At 68.6% G+C, this 21435-nt stretch carries 22 protein-coding genes; 8 read left to right on the top strand and 14 right to left on the bottom strand.

Features of this window, described 5'->3' with window-relative positions:
• Positions 1-21 precede the first annotated feature (21 nt).
• Genes ACEWX3_RS25860 through ACEWX3_RS25870 form a run of 3 tightly spaced genes read left to right on the top strand, consistent with a single transcriptional unit; the run spans position 22 to position 3493 of the window.
• A complete protein-coding gene (locus tag ACEWX3_RS25860; protein WP_374158095.1) occupies positions 22-2079 on the top strand; it encodes an MMPL family transporter in 2058 nt (685 codons plus the stop codon).
• Positions 2079-3296: a cytochrome P450 gene (locus tag ACEWX3_RS25865; RefSeq protein ID WP_374158096.1), complete on the top strand. Its 1218-nt coding sequence runs from the start codon at positions 2079-2081 to the stop codon at positions 3294-3296. The genes ACEWX3_RS25860 and ACEWX3_RS25865 overlap by 1 nt, the downstream gene beginning before the upstream one ends.
• Positions 3293-3493, top strand: a complete 201-nt coding sequence (locus tag ACEWX3_RS25870; RefSeq protein WP_207068078.1) for a ferredoxin — start codon at positions 3293-3295, stop codon at positions 3491-3493. Before ACEWX3_RS25865 ends, ACEWX3_RS25870 begins: the two co-directional genes overlap by 4 nt.
• Here ACEWX3_RS25870 and ACEWX3_RS25875 read toward each other — a convergent pair.
• The 5 genes from ACEWX3_RS25875 to ACEWX3_RS25895 all read right to left on the bottom strand — a co-directional run bounded on the left by ACEWX3_RS25875 (position 3450) and on the right by ACEWX3_RS25895 (position 8797).
• Positions 3450-4169, bottom strand: a complete 720-nt coding sequence (locus tag ACEWX3_RS25875) for a hypothetical protein (RefSeq protein WP_207068079.1) — start codon at positions 4167-4169, stop codon at positions 3450-3452. The two genes, ACEWX3_RS25870 and ACEWX3_RS25875, sit on opposite strands and share 44 nt — an antisense overlap.
• A gap of 25 nt (positions 4170-4194) precedes the next feature.
• On the bottom strand, positions 4195-5304 hold the full coding sequence (locus ACEWX3_RS25880) for a diguanylate cyclase (protein WP_374158097.1): 1110 nt from the start codon (positions 5302-5304) through the stop codon (positions 4195-4197).
• Positions 5305-5323: 19 nt separating this feature from the next.
• Positions 5324-5983 (bottom strand): PaaI family thioesterase, encoded by a 660-nt coding sequence (locus tag ACEWX3_RS25885; protein ID WP_207068081.1) that lies wholly within the window; start codon positions 5981-5983, stop codon positions 5324-5326.
• Entirely contained in the window at positions 5980-7275 is a 1296-nt protein-coding gene (locus tag ACEWX3_RS25890; RefSeq protein WP_374158098.1) for an adenylosuccinate synthase, read from the bottom strand. Before ACEWX3_RS25890 ends, ACEWX3_RS25885 begins: the two co-directional genes overlap by 4 nt.
• A gap of 106 nt (positions 7276-7381) precedes the next feature.
• The gene (locus ACEWX3_RS25895) at positions 7382-8797 is read right to left on the bottom strand and encodes a multicopper oxidase family protein (RefSeq protein WP_374158099.1); all 1416 of its coding nucleotides are present in this window, start codon (positions 8795-8797) and stop codon (positions 7382-7384) included.
• 51 nt (positions 8798-8848) lie between these two features.
• Between ACEWX3_RS25895 and ACEWX3_RS25900 the strand changes: the two genes are divergently transcribed.
• Together ACEWX3_RS25900 and ACEWX3_RS25905 are read left to right on the top strand one after the other, a co-directional pair.
• Positions 8849-9484, top strand: coding sequence for a peptidase M50 (locus ACEWX3_RS25900; RefSeq protein WP_374158100.1), 636 nt, complete (start codon positions 8849-8851; stop codon positions 9482-9484).
• A 20-nt stretch (positions 9485-9504) separates the two neighbouring features.
• On the top strand, positions 9505-10284 hold the full coding sequence (locus ACEWX3_RS25905; protein WP_374158101.1) for a site-2 protease family protein: 780 nt from the start codon (positions 9505-9507) through the stop codon (positions 10282-10284).
• Here ACEWX3_RS25905 and ACEWX3_RS25910 read toward each other — a convergent pair.
• The gene (locus ACEWX3_RS25910; protein ID WP_374158102.1) at positions 10251-11441 is read right to left on the bottom strand and encodes a polysaccharide pyruvyl transferase family protein; all 1191 of its coding nucleotides are present in this window, start codon (positions 11439-11441) and stop codon (positions 10251-10253) included. The two genes, ACEWX3_RS25905 and ACEWX3_RS25910, sit on opposite strands and share 34 nt — an antisense overlap.
• Positions 11442-11499: 58 nt before the next feature.
• Between ACEWX3_RS25910 and ACEWX3_RS25915 the strand changes: the two genes are divergently transcribed.
• A complete protein-coding gene (locus ACEWX3_RS25915; RefSeq protein ID WP_207068085.1) occupies positions 11500-12390 on the top strand; it encodes a cation diffusion facilitator family transporter in 891 nt (296 codons plus the stop codon).
• A gap of 1 nt (position 12391) precedes the next feature.
• Here ACEWX3_RS25915 and ACEWX3_RS25920 read toward each other — a convergent pair whose 3' ends face one another.
• On the bottom strand, positions 12392-12808 hold the full coding sequence (locus tag ACEWX3_RS25920) for a DUF3151 domain-containing protein (protein ID WP_207068086.1): 417 nt from the start codon (positions 12806-12808) through the stop codon (positions 12392-12394).
• 99 nt (positions 12809-12907) lie between these two features.
• Here ACEWX3_RS25920 and ACEWX3_RS25925 point away from each other — a divergent pair, with 99 nt between their 5' ends.
• Positions 12908-13702: a DUF4878 domain-containing protein gene (locus tag ACEWX3_RS25925; RefSeq protein WP_374158103.1), complete on the top strand. Its 795-nt coding sequence runs from the start codon at positions 12908-12910 to the stop codon at positions 13700-13702.
• 133 nt (positions 13703-13835) lie between these two features.
• On the opposite strand, the gene fbaA is transcribed toward ACEWX3_RS25925, so the two are convergent.
• Complete coding sequence (gene fbaA, locus ACEWX3_RS25930) at positions 13836-14873, bottom strand: class II fructose-bisphosphate aldolase (RefSeq protein ID WP_207068088.1); 1038 nt, start codon at positions 14871-14873, stop codon at positions 13836-13838.
• Positions 14874-15005: 132 nt separating this feature from the next.
• Positions 15006-16019 (bottom strand): alcohol dehydrogenase catalytic domain-containing protein, encoded by a 1014-nt coding sequence (locus ACEWX3_RS25935; RefSeq protein WP_207068089.1) that lies wholly within the window; start codon positions 16017-16019, stop codon positions 15006-15008.
• 57 nt (positions 16020-16076) lie between these two features.
• Between ACEWX3_RS25935 and ACEWX3_RS25940 the strand changes: the two genes are divergently transcribed.
• Positions 16077-16763 (top strand): VTT domain-containing protein, encoded by a 687-nt coding sequence (locus tag ACEWX3_RS25940; RefSeq protein WP_207068127.1) that lies wholly within the window; start codon positions 16077-16079, stop codon positions 16761-16763.
• A gap of 10 nt (positions 16764-16773) precedes the next feature.
• Here ACEWX3_RS25940 and ACEWX3_RS25945 read toward each other — a convergent pair whose 3' ends face one another.
• From ACEWX3_RS25945 to ACEWX3_RS25965, 5 genes are all read right to left on the bottom strand, one after another.
• On the bottom strand, positions 16774-17949 hold the full coding sequence (locus ACEWX3_RS25945; RefSeq protein WP_207068090.1) for a RidA family protein: 1176 nt from the start codon (positions 17947-17949) through the stop codon (positions 16774-16776).
• 101 nt (positions 17950-18050) lie between these two features.
• The gene (locus ACEWX3_RS25950; RefSeq protein ID WP_207068091.1) at positions 18051-18776 is read right to left on the bottom strand and encodes an ABC transporter ATP-binding protein; all 726 of its coding nucleotides are present in this window, start codon (positions 18774-18776) and stop codon (positions 18051-18053) included.
• On the bottom strand, positions 18773-19546 hold the full coding sequence (locus tag ACEWX3_RS25955; RefSeq protein ID WP_374158104.1) for an ABC transporter ATP-binding protein: 774 nt from the start codon (positions 19544-19546) through the stop codon (positions 18773-18775). The genes ACEWX3_RS25950 and ACEWX3_RS25955 overlap by 4 nt, the downstream gene beginning before the upstream one ends.
• Before the next feature lie 2 nt (positions 19547-19548).
• Positions 19549-20526: a branched-chain amino acid ABC transporter permease gene (locus ACEWX3_RS25960; RefSeq protein ID WP_207068093.1), complete on the bottom strand. Its 978-nt coding sequence runs from the start codon at positions 20524-20526 to the stop codon at positions 19549-19551.
• Positions 20526-21389, bottom strand: a complete 864-nt coding sequence (locus tag ACEWX3_RS25965) for a branched-chain amino acid ABC transporter permease (RefSeq protein WP_286183392.1) — start codon at positions 21387-21389, stop codon at positions 20526-20528. Before ACEWX3_RS25965 ends, ACEWX3_RS25960 begins: the two co-directional genes overlap by 1 nt.
• Positions 21390-21435: the final 46 nt, after the last annotated feature.

Genomic DNA, 21435 nt, shown 5'->3' on the forward strand with positions numbered 1-21435 from the left:
TTATCTGAAATATTGGCTCGCATGAGCCGTCGACTCTCCTGGCTGATCGCCCTCGTCATCGTGGTGTCCTCCGGCGCGTTGATGGGCCTGCTCGGTCAAAGCAGCTCCGCCGAGCAGTCCCCGGTGCCCGTCCCCGACAGCGCCGAGTCCGCCCGGGCCGACGCCGCCCGGGAGGCGTTTCCCGGCAGCGACGAGGTACCGGTGATCCTCGTCGTCACCCGGACCGACGGTGCGCCGCTGGATCAGAACGACCTGCAGGCCGTGGAGCAGGCGCGCCAGCGCATGCTGACCGCCGCCGGAGCCACGGCCCCGCCCGGCCCGCCCACCCAGGTGTCCGACGACGGGCAGGCCGCGCTGGCCACGGTGCCGCTCGCCGCCGATCTGTCGGGCTTCGCCCTGACCGACGAGGTCGAGAAGGTCCGTGCCGCCGCCGACGACGGCCTGCCCGACGCGCTGCGCGCCGAGGTCACCGGCGGGCCGGCGTTCGGCGCCGACATCGCCGACTCGTTCTCCGGGGCCAACGTCACCCTGCTGGCCGTGACCGCGGCCGTCGTGGCGCTGCTGCTGATCATCACGTACCGCTCCCCGACGCTGTGGCTGGTCCCGCTGCTGGTCATCGCCTTCGCCGACCGGGTCGCCGCCGTGCTGGGAACCGCGATCGCCGAGGCCGTCGGCATGACCCCGGACGGCTCGACATCGGGCATCACCAGCGTGCTGGTGTTCGGGGCCGGCACCAACTATGCGCTGCTGCTGATCTCGCGCTACCGCGAAGAGCTGGGCCGCCACGAGTCCCCCCGCGACGCGCTGGACGTCGCGGTGCGCCGGGCGGCGCCGGCCATCCTGGCGTCCAACGCCACCGTGGTGCTGGCCCTGCTGACACTGCTGCTGGCCGAAGCACCCACCACCCGCAGCCTCGGCGTGCAGGCCGCGTCGGGACTCGTGGTCGCCGCGATCTTCGTGCTGTTGGTGCTGCCCCCGCTGCTGGGTCTGTTCGGCCGGAAACTGTTCTGGCCGTTCATCCCCAGGATGGGGGCGCGGGCACTGACCGACAGCGGTGTCTGGCACCGGGTCGCCTCGGCGGTCGCGCGGCGTCCCGCCCCGGTCTCCGCGGTCTCGATCGGGGCGCTCGCGCTGCTGTGCACCGGCATCCTGGCCACCCCGCTCGGCCTGTCGCAGACCGAGCAGTTCCGGGTGCAGGCCGAGTCGGTCGACGGATACTCCACACTGGCCGAGCACTTCCCCAGCGGGCTCACCGACCCCACCGTCGTCATCGCCTCAGCGCAACGCGCCGACACGGTCCAGCGAGCCATCTCCGACACCCCCGGCGTCGTGTCGGTCACGCCCGCCGGGTCCGCATCCAACGGCCTGCAGCAGTTCACGGTCGTACTCGACGCCCCACCGGCCTCCGACGAGGCATTCGACGCCGTCGACGCGCTGCGCGACTCGGTGCACCGGGCTGATCCGTCCGGGCTGGTCGGCGGGTCCGACGCCAAGGCCCGCGACGCTGCGGCAGCAGCCCGACACGACCGGGTGGTGGTCATCCCGGCCATCCTCGCCGTGGTGCTCGCCGTGCTCTACGTCCTGCTGCGCGCCGCGCTCGCACCCCTGGTGCTGGTCGCCGCGACCGTGCTGTCCGCGTTGGCCGCCCTCGGGCTGGGCGGCTGGGCCAGCGTGCACGTGTTCGGCTTCCCGGCACTGGACAACACCGCCCCGCTGTTCGCGTTCCTGTTCCTGGTGGCGCTCGGCGTGGACTACACGATCTTCCTGGTCACCCGCGCCAAGGAGGAGACCCCCGAACATGGCACCACCGACGGCATCGTGCGGGCGGTGTCGGCGACGGGCGCGGTCATCACCAGCGCGGGCATCGTGCTCGCGGCGGTGTTCTGTGTGCTCGGAGTGCTTCCGCTGATCGTGCTCACCCAGGTCGGCATCATCGTCGGCCTGGGCATCCTGCTGGACACCTTCGTCGTCCGCACGGTCGTCATCCCCGCGTTGTTCACGCTGATCGGGCCGCGGATCTGGTGGCCGGCGTCCGTCGGTGCGCGTCCCCGACACCGCAAGGCGAGTAGCGTCGTGTGATGACCGAGGCACCCGCCGCCGACACCGCCCCGCCGCCGCTGCACATGCGGCGCAACGGTTTCGACCCGATCCCCGAGCTGGCGCGGATCCGCGACACCGACGGCGTGCGCACGGTGACCAACGCGTTCGGCATGACGGTGTATCTCGTCACCCGCCACGACGACGTCAAGACGGTGCTCTCCGACCACGCCCGGTTCTCCAATTCCCGCCCGCCCGGATTCGTCGCTCCCGGCGCGCCCCAACTCAGCGACGAGGAGCAGCGCCGGGCCCGCGCGGGGAACCTGCTCGGGCTGGACCCGCCCGAACATCAGCGGCTGCGCCGCATGCTGACCCCGGAGTTCACCATCCGCCGGATCAGACGCCTGCAGCCGCGCATCGTCGACATCGTCGACGCCCAGCTGGACGAGCTCGCCGCCGCCGGAGCCCCGGCCGACCTGGTGGAGCACTTCGCGCTGCCGATCCCGTCGCTGGTGATCTGTGAGCTGCTCGGGGTGCCGTATGCCGACCGCGACGATTTCCAGCGGCGCAGCGCCCGCCAGCTGGATCTGTCGATCTCGATCCCCGAGCGGCTCGACTTGGCGCGGCAGGGCCGCGCCTACATGGCGACGTTGGTCGACGGGGCGCGCCGCCGCCCGGGTGACGACATCCTGGGCATGCTGGTGCGCCAGCACGGCGCCGAGCTCACCGACGACGAACTGATCGGCATCGCCGGACTGCTGCTGCTCGCCGGTCACGAGACGACGTCGAACATGCTGGCGTTGGGCACCCTGGCACTGTTGCGCCACCCGGAGCAGCTGGCCGCCGTGCGCGACGACCCGGCCGCGGTCGCGCCGGCGGTCGAGGAGTTGCTGCGCTGGTTGTCGATCGTGCACGCGGCGGTTCCGCGCATCACGACCACCGAGGTCGAGATCGCCGGCACCGTCATCCCGCCGGGTCAGCTCGTATTCGCTTCGCTGCCCACGGGCAACCGCGACCCCGCATTCATCTCCGACCCCGATGCCCTCGACATCGGCCGGGGCGCGCTCGGGCATCTGGCGTTCGGCCACGGCGTGCACCACTGCCTGGGAGCGCCGCTGGCGCGCATGGAGATGCAGATCGCTCTGCCGGCGTTGCTGCGCCGGTTCCCGACGCTGTCCCCGGCCGAGGCTTTCGAGGATGTGGCGTTCCGCTCGTTCCACTTCATCTACGGTCTGAAGTCGTTGGAGGTGAACTGGTGAGAGTTCAGGCCGACCGGGAGGCGTGCATCCAGGCGGGCAACTGCGTGATGGTCGCCGCCGACGTGTTCGACCAGGACGACGACGGCATCGTCGTGGTGCTCGACGAGGACGTGGACCCGAGCGGAGAACTCGCCGACCGGGTCCGCGAGGCCGTCAAGCTGTGTCCGTCGAGCGCGCTGAGCCTGGCGGAGGACTGAGCCGCCGCTCGTCGTCGCCGGGCAGGTCGATCACGCCCGCGCGCACCAGCATCACCACACTGACCACGAGCACCCAGGCGGGGAAGCTGACCGTCATCCACATGTTGATGTCGCTGGCCACCAGCACGGCCAGTGCCGTCGCATAGGTCGCGAACACCAGCCAGCGCGGCATCAGCCGCGTTCGGAGCCAGATGGTGGCCAGCGAGATCATGAACACCGCGGCCATCCGCAGCGCGTAGGTGTTGCTCAGCGCGAGCAGCAGGCCCTGCCCGAACGCCACGACCTCGGTGCGGGTGTCGGCGCGCATCACCAGCTCGCGGCTCACCAGCAGCCCTGCGCCCACCGACGTCGACGCGAAGATCATCGCCAGGAACAGCAACCCGCTGCCGAGGAACACCGAGCTGAAGAAGCGGTCCTCCAGCTCGCCCAGCCCGTCGCGCACCACACCGATGAACCACAGGAAGGCGATGCCGGCGAACGGCATCAACACCACCGCGACCCGCAGCCGCTTGCCCGGCCCCTCCACCCACTGCAGACCGAGCTCGGCGTCGGCGGGCAGCGAGGTGCGCATCAGCACCAGCGCCGTCCCGAACAGCAGCGCGAACAGCACCCCGGCGAACGCCGCCGCCCGTGGTGTGCTCAGGCGCCGCAGCTGTCGGTCGACCGGAGTGGGCATGCCGTCATCGTGGCACGAACGGCGGTCAATCCGGGGCCACTTCTCCGTCGGCCGTCACGGTGCGGTTTCCCCCGGCGTGCTTGGCCCGGTACATCGCGGCGTCGGCCCGGTCGATCAGATCGTGGACCCCGGCCACCACGTCTTTACCACTGATGGGCTCGCAGGCCAGCCCGACGCTGACGGTCGGCGCCGCCGGGCCGTCGCTGGCGGCCACCGCCCGGTGCAGCACCGTCGCGACCCGCTCGAGCACGTACGGACCTCCCGCCACGACGACGACGAACTCTTCGCCGCCCGTGCGGGCGATCACCGCATGGACCTCGACCGCCGAGACGGCGTCGCGCGTCGCATTGGCCACCGACACCAGCACCCGGTCGCCGGCGTCGTGTCCGAACGCGTCGTTGATGGCCTTGAACTTGTCGATGTCCACGGCCAGCACCCCGAGCTGACCGCCGTCGACGGGCACCAGCTGTTCCACCGCCGCGTCGAGTCCGCGCCGGTTGTGCAGTCTGGTCAGCGGATCGTGCAGGGCGTCGACCGCGCCCAGGCGTAAGGCCAGCAGGTGCGACTGCACGATCACCGGGACACCGACGACCGTAGGCAACAGCACCAGCAACCGCACGGTGATGACCGTGGCCGCCTGGGTCGCCTGCACGAGGGCCAAACCGTAGAGTCCCGCGAACGCCGCCGCGGTGAACACCAGATGTGCCAGCAGCGCCCGCGGTCCGTGCACCACCACGATGTAGATGCCGTTGGTTGCCAGCAACGCCAGTCCCGGCATCGCGGTGAACGCGTCCTGGAAGCACAGAAGCACGGTCACCACCGCGATGTCGGCGTACACGGCGAAGGCCATCGACTGCCGTTCGGTGGGCCACGGCCCGAAGATCCACAGCACACCGAGCACGGCCGAACTCACCGCGATGATGAGCACCAGCGCGGTGGCGACCACCGCGCCACCGTCGGTCTGCGCCCACAGCACGGTCAGCAGCGCGGTCAGCCCGTACAGCAGCGAGAAGCTGCCGATGAAGACCATGTGGATCCGCAGGAACCCGCGCGACCGCAGGTGGTTGACGGTCCAGTCGAAGTCGAACGGCTGACGGAGCCAGGTCCGGAAGTAGTCGCGGAAACCCTTCTCCATCAGCCCAACCCGCGCTGCCTCAGGGCTGCCCGGCCAGCAGCCGGATCATCAACCCGTTGGCCTCGGCCAGCAGATTGCCCTCCGGGTCGAGCAGCTCGGCGTTGACGAACGCCTTGCGCCCGTCGGTCTCGCGCACCCAGCCCCGTGCGGTCAGCGTGGTGTCGATGGGTGTGACCCGACGGTAGTCGACGTGCAGGAACGCGGTGCGGCTGATCGGCCTTCCCGCGGCGTGGATCACCATGCCGAACACCGAGTCGAACAGCAGCGGCAGCACGCCGCCGTGCACCGCGTAGTTGCCCCCGACCGAGAAACGGCTGAACGCGACCTCGAGCACCACCTCGTCGGGCTCGAATTTCCTCACCCGGTAGGGCGGCATCAGCAGACTGCCCGCACCCGGCAGCGACGGCACCCGGTTGGCCGGTCCGACACCTTCGGCGGCCTCGAAGGGTCCGAGCAGCCCGGCGAGTTCCTCGGCCAGCTCGGCCGCCCGGTCCCAGGTGGCCGCATCCGGATCGGCGGACACCGCCAGGTCCTGCACTCGGCGCACCGCCGCCAGGAAGCGCCCGAAGCCCGGCCCGGGTTGTGCGGGCTGGAAATTGGGGAAGCCGCCGTGCCGGTCGTAGTCGGGATCGGCGGTGCGTGGATCGGAGCCCGGATCGCCGTCGGCCGCGGACGTCACGCGCGCCCGAGGACGTCGTGCCGGACGATGGTCTGCTCTCGCCCCGGACCGACGCCGATGCACGAAACCTGCGCTCCGGCAAGCTCTTCGAGCCGAAGCACGTAATCCCGGGCCTTGGCGGGCAGTTCGTCGAAGGTGCGGGCCCCCGAGATGTCCTCCCACCAACCGGGGAGCTCCTCGTACACCGGTTCGGCGCGCGCGATGTCGCTCTGGGTCATCGGCATCTCGTCGGTGCGCTTGCCGTCGACGGTGTAGCCGACGCAGATGGGCACCGTCTGCAGGCTCGACAGCACGTCCAGCTTGGTCAGGAAGTAGTCGGTGATGCCGTTGACTCGGGTGGCGTACCGGGCGATCACGGCGTCGAACCAGCCGCACCGACGGCGACGACCGGTGGTGACCCCGACCTCGCCGCCGGTCTTGGCCAGATACTCGCCGTTCTCGTCGAACAGTTCGGTGGGGAACGGCCCCGACCCCACGCGCGTGGTGTAGGCCTTGAGGATGCCCAGTACGGTGGTGATGCGGGTCGGGCCGATGCCGGACCCGACGGCGGCCCCGCCCGCGGTCGGATTCGACGATGTGACAAAGGGATACGTGCCGTGGTCGACGTCGAGCAGCGTACCCTGCGACCCTTCGAGGAGCACCGTCTCGCCGGCTTCGAGTGCCTCGTTGAGCAGCAGCCGGGTGTCGGCGATGCGGTGCCTGAAGCCTTCGGCCTGGGCCAGCAGGTTGTCGACCACCTCGGCGGGATCGAGCGCCTTGCGGTTGTAGATCTTGACCAGCACCTGGTTCTTGAATTCCAGTGCTGCCTCGATCTTTTCGGCCAGCAGGACCGGGTCGAGCACATCGGCGACACGAATGCCGATGCGCGCGATCTTGTCCTGGTAGCACGGACCGATTCCGCGTCCGGTGGTGCCGATCTTCTTGCTGCCGGCGTACCGCTCGACCACCTTGTCGATGGCCACGTGATAGGGCATCAGCAGGTGCGCGTCGGCGGAGATCAGCAACTGTCCGGTGTCCACGCTGCGGTCCTCGAGACCGCGCAGTTCGGTCAGCAGGACACCGGGGTCGACGACCACCCCGTTGCCGATCACGTTGGTCACCCCGGGGGTCAGGATCCCCGACGGGATCAGGTGAAGCGCGAAGTTCTCCCCCGTCGGCAGGACCACCGTGTGACCCGCATTGTTGCCCCCCTGATACCGCACGACCCACTGCACACGGCCACCGAGCAGATCGGTGGCCTTTCCTTTGCCCTCGTCGCCCCACTGGGCGCCGATGAGCACGATTGCCGGCATGGCTGGTACTCCCGCTTGTCGTGAACCCCTTCTGGGCACATCCCGGCAGACAGGGTAATCGACCGACGTACCCGGCCATAGCGCGACGGCGGCCCCTGGGGATGCCTCAGTACTCGATGAACGTCGCCATCCCGGCATTGAGGTGGTAGTCGTTGTGGCAATGCACGATCCAGCGGCCCGGATTGTCGGTGTCGAAATCGACCTCGACGGTGCGCTTCGGTGGCACCAGCACGGTGTCCTTCCGCGGGCCGCCGACCACCTGGAACGTCTGTCCGTGTAGGTGCATCGGGTGATACATCGACGTCTGGTTCACGTACCGCATCCGCACCCGGACCCCCGCCTGCAGCGGGATGCCGTTGCGGGGCGGGTCGTACAGCGCGCCGTTGATGGGCCAGGCGTAGGGCGCCACCGGCCCCTGCAGCGCGAGGTCGACCGAGGTGTCGACCGGGCGCGCGGGCAACGCGACCGCCGGGTCCGGGGCCAGCGTGGCCGTGTTGAGCGGCGCCTGCCTGCGCAGCTGCGCGACGAACGCGGCGACATCGACGCTCGACGGAGCGCCGCCGACGCGCATGGTGAGCTGGGCGTAACCGTCCTTGCCGTAGGCGGCGGCGATCACCGGCACCGAGGACCTCAACTCGACGACGGCATCGGCCCGCTCGCCCATCCCCAGGATCACCGAATCGGCCCGCTGCGGCACCACCGGAAAGCCGTCGGTGTGGGTGACCCGCATCGCGACGCCAGGCACCCCGACCCGGAACGCGGTGTCGGCGCCGGCATTGATGATGCGCAGCCGAATCCGTTGTCCAGCGCGGAAATCGGCTACTTGTGGGTCGGCGGTGGTGCGGCCGTTGATCAGGAAGTAGGGGTAGGTCACATCACCCCCGTCGGCGCCCAGCGGAGCTGTCGGACTCACGCCGGGCCCACCCGGTGCCATCGGGGCCATCCCGTCGGTCTGCAGCTTCGTGAACACCTGATCGGGATCGGTGCCGGTGCCGGTGCCGTCGATCCAGTCGTCGAGAACCACGACCAATTCCTCGTCGTAGTCCGCGCCGTCCTCGGGGTCTTCGATGATCAGCGGTCCGTACATCCCCCGGTCCAGTTGGGTCCCGACGTGCGAGTGCAGGTAGTAGGTGCCGGCGTCAGGCACCTGGAACTCGTAGGTGAAGTCGCCGCCGGGCGCGATCGCCGGGCCGGTCAGCACCGGCACGCCGTCCATCGCATTCGGGATCGCCAGCCCGTGCCAGTGCACCGTCGTCTCCTGCGGCAGGCGGTTGGCTACCGGCGCCCGCAATGTCTGGCCAACGCGGAGCCGGATCTCGGTGGCCGGGACCGTGCCGGTGTAGGTCCAGGTACGCACGGCCAGCCCGCCGAGATCCACCTCCGACTCGGCGGCCCGCATCGGAAACTCGACCCGGCCGGTTGCGGCTGGCGACTCGACCCGGCTGCCGGAAGCACACGCCCCGGTCAGCGCGACCGACGCTCCGGTGGCCGACGCGAGCAGGAAGCTCCGGCGGGTGAGCATGTCAAGATCGTCGCACTGCTCGACGTGGACGACCGGAAAAAGGAGAACTCGGTGCCCGAGATCCCAGCGGTGGCGGTCTTCGGTCCCGGGCGGGTGCCGCGGCCGCTACGCCGGTTGCCGGTCGTCGACCTCGACGGCCTGGCCGACTGCGACCGGGTGGTGGTTGTCGGAGCCGACCGGGACCTGGCCGCCGCCCTGACCCGGCTGCTCAAAGCCGACCGGCTCGACGTCGAGGTGGCGCACGTGCGGCACTGGTGGCAGGCCCGAACAGCCCTCACCGGTGTCGCCCGCCGGGTCCCGCTGATCCGCGACGAAACCGGGACCGTGCTGACGGGTGTGGCCTACTGGCTGCCGGCCGACGACGCGCCGCGGGTGCGGGGCGAAGCGGTCGTCGATGACACCGTGTTGTTCGACGGCGAGGCCGCCGGCGTGCGGATCGAGCCGATCGCGTCGGCGCCGGGTCTGCGCGCCAGGGTGCTGGCGCCCGGAAGGTCCCGCCGGACACCCGACGGTGCCCCGGACCCGTTACGCCCCCGACGCTGGGTCACCGGCCGGGCGGCCCAACTCGGCACCACGGGAGCGGTGGTAGTGCGCGACGGCGTGGCGGCGCCACGCACGGTGCGGCGCTCGACGTTCTACCGGCACACCCAGGGCTGGCTGCGGGTCGGGCCCGGTAAGCGCAAATAGTTGCAGGTACGTTCACAGACATGAACGTCCGGCCGACAAGGCAGGCGGTGCGGCCCAGCCCGGTGTTCCTGGCGCTGCTCGCCGCGACCGCGGCGGGTGGGACGCTGGCGTGGCTGTCGGCGAACCAGGCACGGCCGCTGGCCTACATCGGGGTGTTCGTCTTCGTCATCATGGGCTGGCTGGTCACGCTGTGCGTGCACGAATTCGCCCACGCCTACCTCGCCTGGCGGTTCGGCGACCACGACGTGGCGGTGCGGGGCTACCTGACGCTGAACCCGCTGAAGTACTCGCATCCGCTGCTGTCCCTCGGGTTGCCGGTGCTGTTCATCGCCATCGGCGGGATCGGGCTGCCCGGCGGTGCGGTGTACGTGCGTACCGGGTGGATGACGCCGCGCAGGCAGACGCTGGTCAGCCTCGCCGGCCCGGCGGTCAACCTCGGCTTCGCGATCGCACTGCTGGCGCTGACCAGGGTGCTCTACGACCCGGCGCATTCGGTGTTCTGGGCCGGCGTCGCGTTCCTGGGTTTCCTGCAGGTCACCGCACTGCTGCTGAACATGCTGCCCATTCCAGGGCTGGACGGCTACGGCGCACTCGAACCGCACCTGAGCCCGCAGACCCGGCGGGCGGTGGATCCGGCCAAGCAGTGGGGCTTTGTCATCCTGCTGGTCGTGTTGATCGCCCCGCCCCTGAACCAGTGGTTCTTCGGGGCCGTGTACTGGCTGTTCGACCTGTCCGGGGTGTCACCGGGACTGTCCTGGGAGGGAAGTCAGCTGACCCGGTTCTGGTCGGCCTGGGTGTGAGCCGCCGCGCCGTACACGGCGTGGGCCAACGCGATCTTGTCACGCCGCAGCTTGTCGACGGCCCCGGCAGGGAAACCGCGACCCGACGGGCGGGCCGGCACCTGGCTCATGTCCTCGAGCAGGGTCCATCCCGAGCCGAGGTCGATCAGCGACTGGTGCTTGATCGCGTAGTAGTCCGAACTGATCGCCATCGCGACCCCACCGGCGCCGGCCGTCGCCGCGGCCATGTGCAGATGAAACCGGGTGGAGATCCACGTCTGCCCCGGCGCGACCGGCAGGCCGCGCTCCCACACATCGGCGAACGGGTAGAAACCGGCGCCGGGTAACTCGTGCTCGATCAACGCGTACACCTCGCGGTCCACCCGCGGGATGCCTTCGACCACGCACACCTGGTCGCCGCGGACACCCCAGGCGCGCAGCATCGACAACGTCGCTCCGGCCACCGCCGCGGTCCCGACCTCGTTGAGGTCGGACTGCAGACACACCATGACCGCGGGCGCGGCACCGTCCCGCCAGACCTCGCGTGGGTCGACGCTGCGCTCGGTACCGACGGTCAGGAACGCATCGTCGACCCCGGCCTCACCGGCATCCATGCCGAGCAACTCCGCGGACGGCACGTCCCGCACGTCGACGACGTCGAACCGGTCGGCCAGCGCGCGCAGCAGCGGAGCCGAACCGGGCGGCTCGGGAGCCAGACCCTGGCCCGTCATCGCCAACCGGGCGCCGGAATGGCGGGCCGCCGCCGCGGCTCCGGCGAGCAGTCCGACGTGGCGCGGCCAGATCGCGTTGACGTAGCCGCCGCCGACGACGTGCACCACGTCGAGCGTGCGCAGCGCCATGATGCCCTGATGCCAGCGCGGCGCCAGGCCGGGATTGGCCACCGCGTGCTGGACCCAGCTGGCCACCTCCCACGGGTCCTCACTCGGCGCCTCCCAGCACAGGCGCCACAGCGTGTCGGTGAACCGCACGCCGGGGTGCGCGTCGCCCAGCAGCATCTGCACGGAGCCCGGCGAATGGGTGTCGACCCACACCGTGGCCCGTGGGGCGACCCGGGCCAGGTGACGCAGCCATCCGCTCAGGATCAGCTCGTCACCGAAGTTGGGATATCCGGCCGTCGTCACCAGGTAGAACACAGGAGATTCCCAGGTCGGCGGCATCGGGCCATCGTAGACGAGGCCCTTGCAACACATGCGCGAGTTCGCATATATTGCGGCCATGGGTGCCGGACACGACCACAGCCACGCCGATGCCCGGGTGTCCCGGATGGTGCTGGCCGCGGGAATCCTGTCGATCTTCTTCGTCGTCGAGCTGACCACCGCGCTGGCGATCAACTCGATCGCGCTGCTGGCCGACGCCGGTCACATGCTGACCGACCTGGTCGCGATGTTCATGGGCCTGACCGCGGTGCTGATGGCGCGGCGGGGCAGCACGTCGCCGTCGCGCACCTACGGCTGGCATCGCGCCGAGGTGTTCACCGCGGTCGCCAACGCGGTGCTGCTGCTGGGCGTGGCCGCGTTCATCCTGTACGAAGCGGTCGAGCGGATCGGGGACGCCCCCGAAGTGCCCGGCGTGCCGCTCATCGTCGTCGCCCTGGTCGGACTTGCCGCGAACGCCGCGGTCGTGCTGCTGCTGCGCTCACATTCGAAATCCAGCCTGGCCGTCAAGGGCGCCTACATGGAGGTCGTCGCCGACACCCTCGGCAGCATCGGGGTGCTGATCGCCGGCATCGTCACCGTGACCACCGGCTGGCCGTACGCCGACGTCGTCGTCGCGGTGCTCGTCGCCCTGTGGGTACTGCCCCGGGCCATCGCGCTGGCCAGGTCAGCGCTGCGGATCCTGTCGGAGAGCTCACCCAGCCACATCGACGTCGACGAACTGCGCACCGCCCTCGGGTCGGTGGAAGGGGTGACCGAGGTCCACGACCTGCACGTGTGGACGCTGGTGCCGGGCAAGGACATGGTCACCGCACACCTCACCAGCAGACGCGAGGCAGCCCTCGTCCTCGACGACGCGCGTGCGGTTCTCACAGCCCGGGGCCTGGGCCACTCCACCGTCCAGGTGGAACCCCCGGACGCCGCCGCCGACTGCGAATGCGAGACGACCTAGGTCAGGACAACCCCAGCGCGACGCGCGCCGCCGGATCGCAGTCGTCGAGCAGATCCAGGCAGCGCTGGTACTCGTCGGTCTCGCCGATGGAGTCGGCCGCCTTGGCCAGCGCCGCAACACAGCGCAGGAAGCCCTGGTTGGGCTCGTGCGCATACGGCACCGGACCGAAGCCCTTCCAGCCGTTGCGGCGCAACTGGTCGAGGCCCCGGTGGTAGCCCGTGCGGGCATAGGCGTAGGCGGTGACCGCCTTGTCGTCGTCGAGCGCGTCCTCGGCCAGCGCCGCCCAGGCGACGGACGCCGACGGGTGCGCGGCAGCCACGATCGCGGGATTCTCCTGCGCATCCAGCTCCGCCTCGGCCGCCGGGTCGCCGGGAAGCAGCACTGGTTCTGGTCCGAGGAGGTCACCCATCCGAGTCATGGCCCCATTGTGCCGTGCGCGGATGAGCGGGCGTCACCGCGGATGACTAAGCTTCCGCCGTTACGATCGTTGGGGACGCCAGGGAGGACCGCAGCAGGGATGTCGAACCCCACAGAGCCTGACCGGCCGGACGAGACCACCGACGAGGTCCGCGAGCCGAACGAGCAGGACGAGCACGGCCCGCACAGCGAAGACGAGCGGACCGAGGTGTTGCCGGAGTCCGAACACGAGCCTGCCACCGAGGTGATGGCCCCGGCGGATCCGAATGCGCCCGGCGCCCAGGATCAACCCGAGGAGCGGCGCTTCACCGCGCCCTCGGGTTTCGACGCCGGCTCCACCCAGGTGATCAACCGGCCCAGTGAGCCGCCCACCGAGGTGTTCACCGCGCAGAGAGCGGCCGGCCCGCAGGAGATCCCCCCGCGCGGCGACAGCCCCAAACCGCCCGGGCGCAAACGCAGCTGGGGCTGGGTCGTGGCGATCGCGGTCATCGTGATCGCGTTGGCGGCCATCGCCGTGTTGGGGACCCTGCTGATCACCCGCAGCTCCGCGCCGCAGGTCTCACAGGAGGACATGGTCCGGTCCACCATCGAAGACTTCGACGTCGCAGTGCAGAACGGTGATCTCGCCGCACTGCGCAGCATGACCTGCGGGGCGACCCGCGACAGCTACGTCCGCTACGACGACAAGGCCTGGGCCGAGACCCACGCCCGGGTTTCGGCCGCCAAGCAGTACCCGGTCGTCGCCAGCATCGACCAGGTGGTGGTCAACGGCGACCACGCCGAAGCCAACGTCACCACCTTCATGGCGTACGCCCCGCAGACCCGCTCCACCCGCAGTTTCGACCTGCAGTTCCGCGACGACCAGTGGAAGATCTGCCAGGCCCCGACGGGTTGAGCAGCCGAGCCCGCCGATCCTCGGGCGGCCTCACCCTCGACACCTTCGACGCGACGAGATCCGACTTTTGCCGGCGATCACTCGCTCTTCGCGCGCAAAAGTCGGATTTCGTCGTGTTCGAGCCAGCGAGGACTCAGCCGGCGGTCACGCTCCGGCCGGCGCTGAGCAGATCGTTGCACGCCTCCACAACCCGCTCGCTCATCGAGGCCTCGGCCTTCTTCATGTAGCTACGCGGGTCGTAGACCTTCTTGTTGCCCACCTCGCCGTCGATCTTCAGCACACCGTCGTAGTTGGTGAACATGTGCGCGGCGACCGGCTTGGTGAACGCGTACTGCATGTCGGTGTCGACGTTCATCTTCACCACGCCGTAGCGCAGCGAGTCCTCGATCTCGGACTTCAGCGAGCCCGATCCCCCGTGGAACACGAAGTCGAACGGCTTGGCGTCGTCGCCCAGGCCCAGCTTCGCCGCGGCCACCCGCTGCCCCTCGGCGAGCACCTCGGGCTTGAGCACGACGTTGCCGGGCTTGTAGACGCCGTGGACGTTGCCGAACGTCGCGGCCAGTAGATACTTGCCGTGCTCACCGGCACCGAGCGCATCGATGGTCTTCTCGAAATCCTCGGGCGTGGTGTAGAGCTTGTCGTTGATCTCGGCTTCCACGCCATCCTCTTCGCCGCCGACCACGCCGATTTCGATCTCCAGGATGATCTTCGCGGCCGCCGCCTGCTTGAGCAGTTCCTGCGCGATCGAGAGGTTCTCGTCGATCGGCACGGCCGAGCCGTCCCACATGTGCGACTGGAACAACGGGTTCTGGCCCGCACGCACCCGCTCCGAGGAGATGTCCAGCAGCGGCCGCACGTAGGTGTCGAGCTTGTCCTTCGGGCAGTGGTCGGTGTGCAGCGCAACGGTGATCGGGTACTTCTCGGCGACGACGTGCGCGAACTCCGCCAGCGCGACCGCACCGGTGACCATGTCCTTCACGCCCAGTCCGGAGCCGAATTCCGCACCGCCGGTGGAGAACTGGATGATCCCGTCGGACCCCGCGTCGGCGAAGCCCTTGAGTGCGGCGTTGATGGTCTCCGACGAGGTGCAGTTCACGGCCGGGAACGCGTACGCGTGCTCCTTGGCTCGGCCCAGCATCTCGGCGTAGGCCTCGGGCGTGGCGATGGGCATCGGCTTTCCTCTCAGCTGTGCTGGCGTCGCCCGCCAGTATCGCAAGAATGGCTTGGATGCACAGCGCAGCCGTCAGATGCCCGGCAGCGGTCATCGGTCGTCAGCGCCTCGCCCGGCCCGGTGCGCGGACGATCAGGTGGTGAGCACCATGCGGTAGCGCGCGCGGCCGGCGTCCATCGCCTCGAAAGCCTCGGCGGCCTGGGCGAGCGGTCGTTCTTCCACCATGGCGCGCACTCCGGTCAGCAGCGCGAAGTGCAGCGTCTCCTCCACGTCGCGCGCGGTGCCGGACGGGTGCCCGGTCACCGACAGCCCCGAGTTGATGATGTCGAGCGGGCTGATCGGCAGATTCTCCGGTGTCACGCCGACTGCGACCAGTTCCCCGGCCGGACCGAGCCCGCCGACGGTTGCGGCCATCGCCTCGGCGTTGTTCGCCGTGGCCAGCACGACGGCGGCACCGCCGAGCTTCTGCAGCTCCGCCGCGACGTCCTGCGCTGTCGAGTCGATGTAGTGGTGGGCGCCCAACTGCCTGGCTTCATCGGCCTTGCCGCTACCGCGCGCGATCGCGACCGTCTCGAAGCCCATGGCCCGCGCCCACTGGACACCGAGGTGCCCGAGCCCGCCGACGCCCAGAATGGCGACCAGGTCCCCGGCCTTGGCGCGGGTCTGCCGCAGCCCGTTGAACGTCGTCACGCCCGCGCATCCCATCGGCGCGGCCTCGACGAACGACAACCCCTCGGGCACCCGCGCCAACGCGGTCCACGGGACGGTGACCGACTCGGCATAACCGCCGGGGTAGTGCCAGCTGGGCACCTGCATCCGCTCGCACTGCATGAAGAGACCCTTGCGGCACGGAATGCAGCGGTTGCAGTTGCCGCCGAACCAGCCGACCGCCACCCGATCGCCCATGGCGAAGTCCTCGACGCCATCGCCGACCTCGGCCACGGTCCCGGCGATCTCATGACCGAGCGTCAGCGGCCACTGCAGACCCGGGAAGTGGCCCGCGTAGAACTCGCGGTCGGTGCCGCACACACCGCAGGCGGCCACGTCGAGGCGCACATGTCCCGGCGGTGGTGACACGGTGTCGACCTCGACGACGGTCAGCGCCTCGTTGGCGGCGGGAACCTGCACGGCCTTGTGGGAGGACATGTATGAACCCTAGCGCCGGTACCCTAGGGAGCCGTGGTCATCGACAATCTCGCCCTGATGCCCGACTTTCTGGACCCCATCAACCTGCTGAGCTACTTCGGCACGTGGGCGTTGGTCGGCCTGCTCGTGGTGGTGTTCGTCGAGTCCGGCGTGCTGTTCCCGATCCTTCCAGGAGATTCGCTGCTGTTCGTGGCGGGAATGCTGGCCGCGGGCATCTCCACGGCGTCCGCGGAGGGCAACGTCGCCGACGTGAACTTCCAGCTGTGGCAGCTGCTGCTGTTCATCCCGATCGCCGCGATCCTCGGCGCGCAGGTCGGCTACTGGATCGGCCGCAACGTCGGCACCGCCATGTTCAAGCCCAACGCCCGGTTCCTCAAGCAGAGGTACCTCGACGAGGCCCACCTGTTCTTCGAGCAGCGCGGCCCGTTCGCGATCGTCATCGCCCGGTTCGTGCCGATCGTCCGCACGCTGGCACCGATCACCGCCGGCGCAGCAAGGATGAACTACGCGGTGTTCACGCTGTACAACGCCGTCGGCGCGGTCGTATGGGGGGTCGGTCTGACGCTGCTGGGGTATTGGCTGGGGCGCATCGAGATCATCCAGAAGCTGCTCGAGCCCATCGTCATCGGCATCGTGCTCCTGTCGGTGCTGCCCATCGCCGTCGAGTGGTACAAGCGCCGCAAGGCCGCCAAGCGAGCCGGCATCCCGACCCCGCCCATGGAGTCCGGCGAACAAACGACCTAGCGCGGAAGGGCTAGCTCTCGGCGCGGTAGACGATCTCCATCGCCACGCCGGTGGCGCCGACCGACGGCGAGGTTGTGACAGCGGCTGCCTGAGCGACGCTGTCGAGTCCACGACCGAACCCGAACGTGTCCTGCGGGTGGGGTAGAAAAGCGTGCAGCTTGACCGGGCGCGCGCCGTCTCCGGCGGCCTGACCGGCGCTCGAAAGAGCTGTGGTCACAGCCGCCTCGACGGCGAGCACCCGGTGTGCATGCTCGACCACCCCAGCCCGGGCCACGGCGAACAGCGTCGCGTTGGCACCGACAGCGACGGTGCCGTCCGGCGCGGTGCGGACCTGTTTGGGGGTAGCCGCCCGGATCGCGATGACGTCGACCTCGATGAGGGCACCGCCGGTCAGCAGTTCATCCACCCCGATGACCAGAGACGGCGGAGGACCGGCGTCGAACATGTCGTTCCACAACGCCTCGAACAACGGTGCATCGGCAACGTTCTTCAAGAACACATGAACGCGGACCACCTGGTCCCAGTTACTCCCCGCGTCCTCTAGCAGCGTGGTGCAGATGCCGAGGGTGAAGGTGGCTTGGGCCACCAGCGGTGAGACATGATGGGGGAAGTTCGGATTCACCGTCGCCGCTGGGGCCAAGCCGGTCACACCGAATTCTGTTGGCAGCTGGCCGGCAAGAAACAGCCAATCCCCCGCCGCGACGCAGGGCGTGTAGTTGGCGAGCGGCTTCGGTAACCGCGGGCTGTCGACCTGTGTGACCGCGAGGACCTCAGGCTGTGCCGCGATGACGTCCACCGAGACCAGCGCGCCCGGCACCGGCATCGCGTCCGAACCGACACCCACTGTCGTGCGTGGCGGCGGCATCGGAAAGAAGCGCTTCCACACCTGGTCGAAGGCGTCGAACAACCGGCAGTCGGTGAGGAACACCTGAGTCTTGACGACGGCCCCGAGGTTGGCACCCACCGATTCGAGCAACCTGCTGAGTTTCTCCAGAATGTAGGTCGTCTGCCGCTGGATGTCAGCTCCGTAATAGGGGAACTCAGGCGAGACCGCAGCCTGAGCCGGTATGCCGACCTCAGGGTCGGCGGCGGTCAGACCCGACACGAAGACCAGACCGTCGCTGACCGTAACTCGCTCCTCGACCAGGAACTCCACGGTATGCGTCTGGCTACCCGAGCTCGACATGAAGCGCACTTCCTCCCCGGCGGATTACCGCCCACGACAACACTGACTTAAAACCGTATTCTCTTGCTGTACTTGCGATTAGTGGCCCTGGCACGATTCGCCTACGAGGAAGCCTCGTCGATGCCGAAGAAGAGCCGTCGCAAACCTTCGTCCTGCAGCACCGTGGCGACATCCTGCTCCTCACCGATGCGGCCACCTTGCATGATGTGCACCCGGCTGCAGTGCGGCAGGATCGCCGCGGGGTTCTCCTCCACCACCCACAGCACACCGACACCGCTGTCGGCCGCGTCGGCCAGGCGACTGATCAGTTCCTGCACAATTGTCGGAGCCAGACCGGTCGTCGGTTCGTCCAGCGCCAGAAAGGTCGGGTTGGAGGCCAATGCGCCGGCGACAGCGAGCATCTGGCGCTCGCCGCCGGAAAGCGTGGAGGCGCTGCTGTTGCGCCGTTTGCGCAGAGACGGGAATCGGTCCAGCGCTGTGTCCAGCGCGGCGGCGGTCTTGGACCTGCCCAACGGCATCGCCGCGACACGGATGTTCTCTTCGACGGTGAGGGTCGGAAAAGTGTTGCCACCCTGGGGCACATAGGCCATACCCTTGCGCACCATCCGTTCGGTCGGAATGGCCTTCAAATCCGAACCCGAGAACTCGATCTGCCCGGACATCGGTTTGAGCAGCCGGAACACAGTCTTCAACAGCGTGGACTTGCCCGCGCCGTTGGGCCCGACCAGCGCGACTGTCTCGCTTTCCCGGACCGACAAGGAGACGTCGTGGATGACGGGCAACTTGCCGTAGCCGGCAGTGACGCCCCGGACGTCAAGCAGCGTCATGTGGCACTCCCCAAGTAGATCTCGGCGACCGTCGGATGCTCGGCGATCTCCTCGGGTGTGCCGGAAACCACCACTCGGCCTTCGGCCATCACGTACACGTAGTCCGACACCGCGAAGACGAACTGGATGTTGTGGTCGATGATCAACAGGGTGATCCCACGCGCTCGCATGTCACTGACCTGTTCGGACAACTTGCCGATTCCACTGGGAGCCACTCCGGCTGCCGGCTCGTCGAGCAGCACCATCTGCGGCTGCACCATCATCAACCGGGCGAAGTCGACGAGCTTGGTCTGACCGGCGGTGAGGTCCTCCAGCCGCTGATCCTTGACCGCTCCAAGCCCGATCTCGTCGAGCAGACGATCCGCCCGAGAAGCGAGTTCGCGCTCCTGACGGGTCCAGCGAGACCGACGAAAAACAGCTGACCACAAGGATTCCGATTGGTCGGCACCGGCGGTCATGAGGTTCTCCCACACCGACAGCAGCGGAAAGCCGACCGGAGTCTGAAATGACCGAACCATCCCGCGCCGAGCGATCTTCCACGCCGGTTCCCGGTCGATACGCCGTCCGTACAACACGACCTCACCGGTATCCGGCTGGTCGAACCCGGTCAGCACATTGAACAGGCTGGTCTTGCCGGCGCCGTTCGGTCCGATCACGGCTGTGATGGTGCCCTTGCGGGCGCGCAGCGTCACTCCGTCGACCGCGGTCACGCCGCCGAAGGACTTCGTCACGTTGTCCGCGCGCAAGACCACGTCGTCTGATTCAGCCATCGTCATGGCACCGCCTTGGTTTCGGAAGTCTTGTCCGGCAGCAGATCAGCCTCGCTGAACCGGAACGCCGATCTCTCGCTGGACAGGCCCTCCGGGCGGAACCGCAGTACCAGGACGAGGAGCAGGCCCAGGATCAGCGGCCGGGTCGCGGCCAGAATCTGTGCGTACTCGGCTGAACCCTGTAGGAAGGTCAGCAGTTCGGTGCACACGATCAGCAGCGTCGCACCGATCACCGGTCCCCTACGGCTGGCCATCCCTCCGACGACCAGCGCGGTCCACACCACGAAGGTCAGCTCGGAGACGAACAGCGAGGGCACCACGCTGCGTACATGCCACAGATACAGCGGGGTGATCACAGCGATCAACGCGCCGGCCAGTACGTAGGTGACGATGCGGTACCGTACGACGTTCTTGCCCAGCGATCGGGCAACCGCCTCGTTATCCCGGCTCGCCCGCAACACCCGGACGAACGGTGTCTTGGACAGCCGGTTGGTCAGTAGGTAGACACCGAGCGCGACCGCCAGGGCCAGCCCGAGCAGCACCCACCGGTAGTCGCTCGCCGGTACCAGGTCACTTAACGGCCGGTCGATCGACGAGAATCCGGTGGCGCCCCGGGTCAGCTTGTCCTCACTGATGATCAACTGGTGGATGACTTCGGCGAAGGCGAGCGTGGTGATCAGGAAGTACTCTCCCCGCAGCCGAATCGCCGGGAGCGCGACAATCAACGCGGCCACCGCGGTGACGGCGACGGCAGCGACTATGCCGGTCGCCATCGACCAGCCCGGCGCGAACCACAGGCCCGAATCCACTTTCGTCTGGGTCACGATGATGTAGGTGTACGCCGCCACGGCGACCAGGCCGGCAACCCCGAGGTCCCACATGCCCGCCCAACCGGCGACCAGATTCAACACCATTGCCAGGGCTGCATAGATGGCGGCGAGGGTCAACACCCCCACCAGAAAAACGATCAATGACTGCATCAGGCCGCCTGCTTCCGCTGCCGCACACTGAACAGGCCGCTCGGCTTGAACAACAGCACGATGATCAGCGCTGCGAAGGCCACGACGGTGCGATAGGACGTCGGGATGAGTAGCGCACTGAGGTCCATCGCCAGTCCCAACAAGAGGCTGGCCATGATGACCCCGTAGGTGCTGCCGAGGCCACCAAGTACTGCGGCGGCCAGAATGAGAATGATGTTCTGCCAGCCTAATTCGGGGCCCACCGAGCCGATGATGCCGATCATCACGCCGGCCAGTCCGGCGAGAAAGCCGGCGATGAACCAGACCTGGTAGGACACCAACCGAGTCGAGATCCCACGAACTCTGGCCAAGTCCGGGTTGGTGGCCACCGCGCGCACCGAGATCCCTGCCGGCGTCTTGGTCAAGAAGACGTGCAGTGCCAGGATGGCCACCGCGGCGGTCGCCATGATCGCGATCTCGCCGAAGGAGATCTGCATTCCGGCCACGGAGTACGAGGTGCCGAACGAGACCTCGTAGTGTTGCAGGTTGGCGCCGAAGATCATCACCAGCAGCCCGTAGATGATGTAAGCGACCCCGACCGACGAGAAGAGCTGCACGAGGACGCCCTTTTGTCGGATCGGCTCGAATACCACCACCGATAGCACTACCGCAGCCACCCCGGTGGTGGCGGCGGCGAACAATGCGGCAAACCATGTCGGCATGCCGAGATCACGGCTGGCAAAGAGGCCGACAAACGCAGCGAGGGCGAGGAATTGGCCGTGGGCGATGTTCAGGAATCCCTCGGTTTGACGGACCATCGAGAACCCGACGGTGGCCATGGCGAGAATGCTCCCGGTCACCAGGCCGAATATGACGTACTGCACTGCACTGCCTTTCGGGCGTTGACGGAGGAATGCGTCGAGTGCGCGC

Source organism: Mycobacterium sp. G7A2, assembly GCF_041902445.1.
GTDB lineage: Bacteria > Actinomycetota > Actinomycetes > Mycobacteriales > Mycobacteriaceae > Mycobacterium.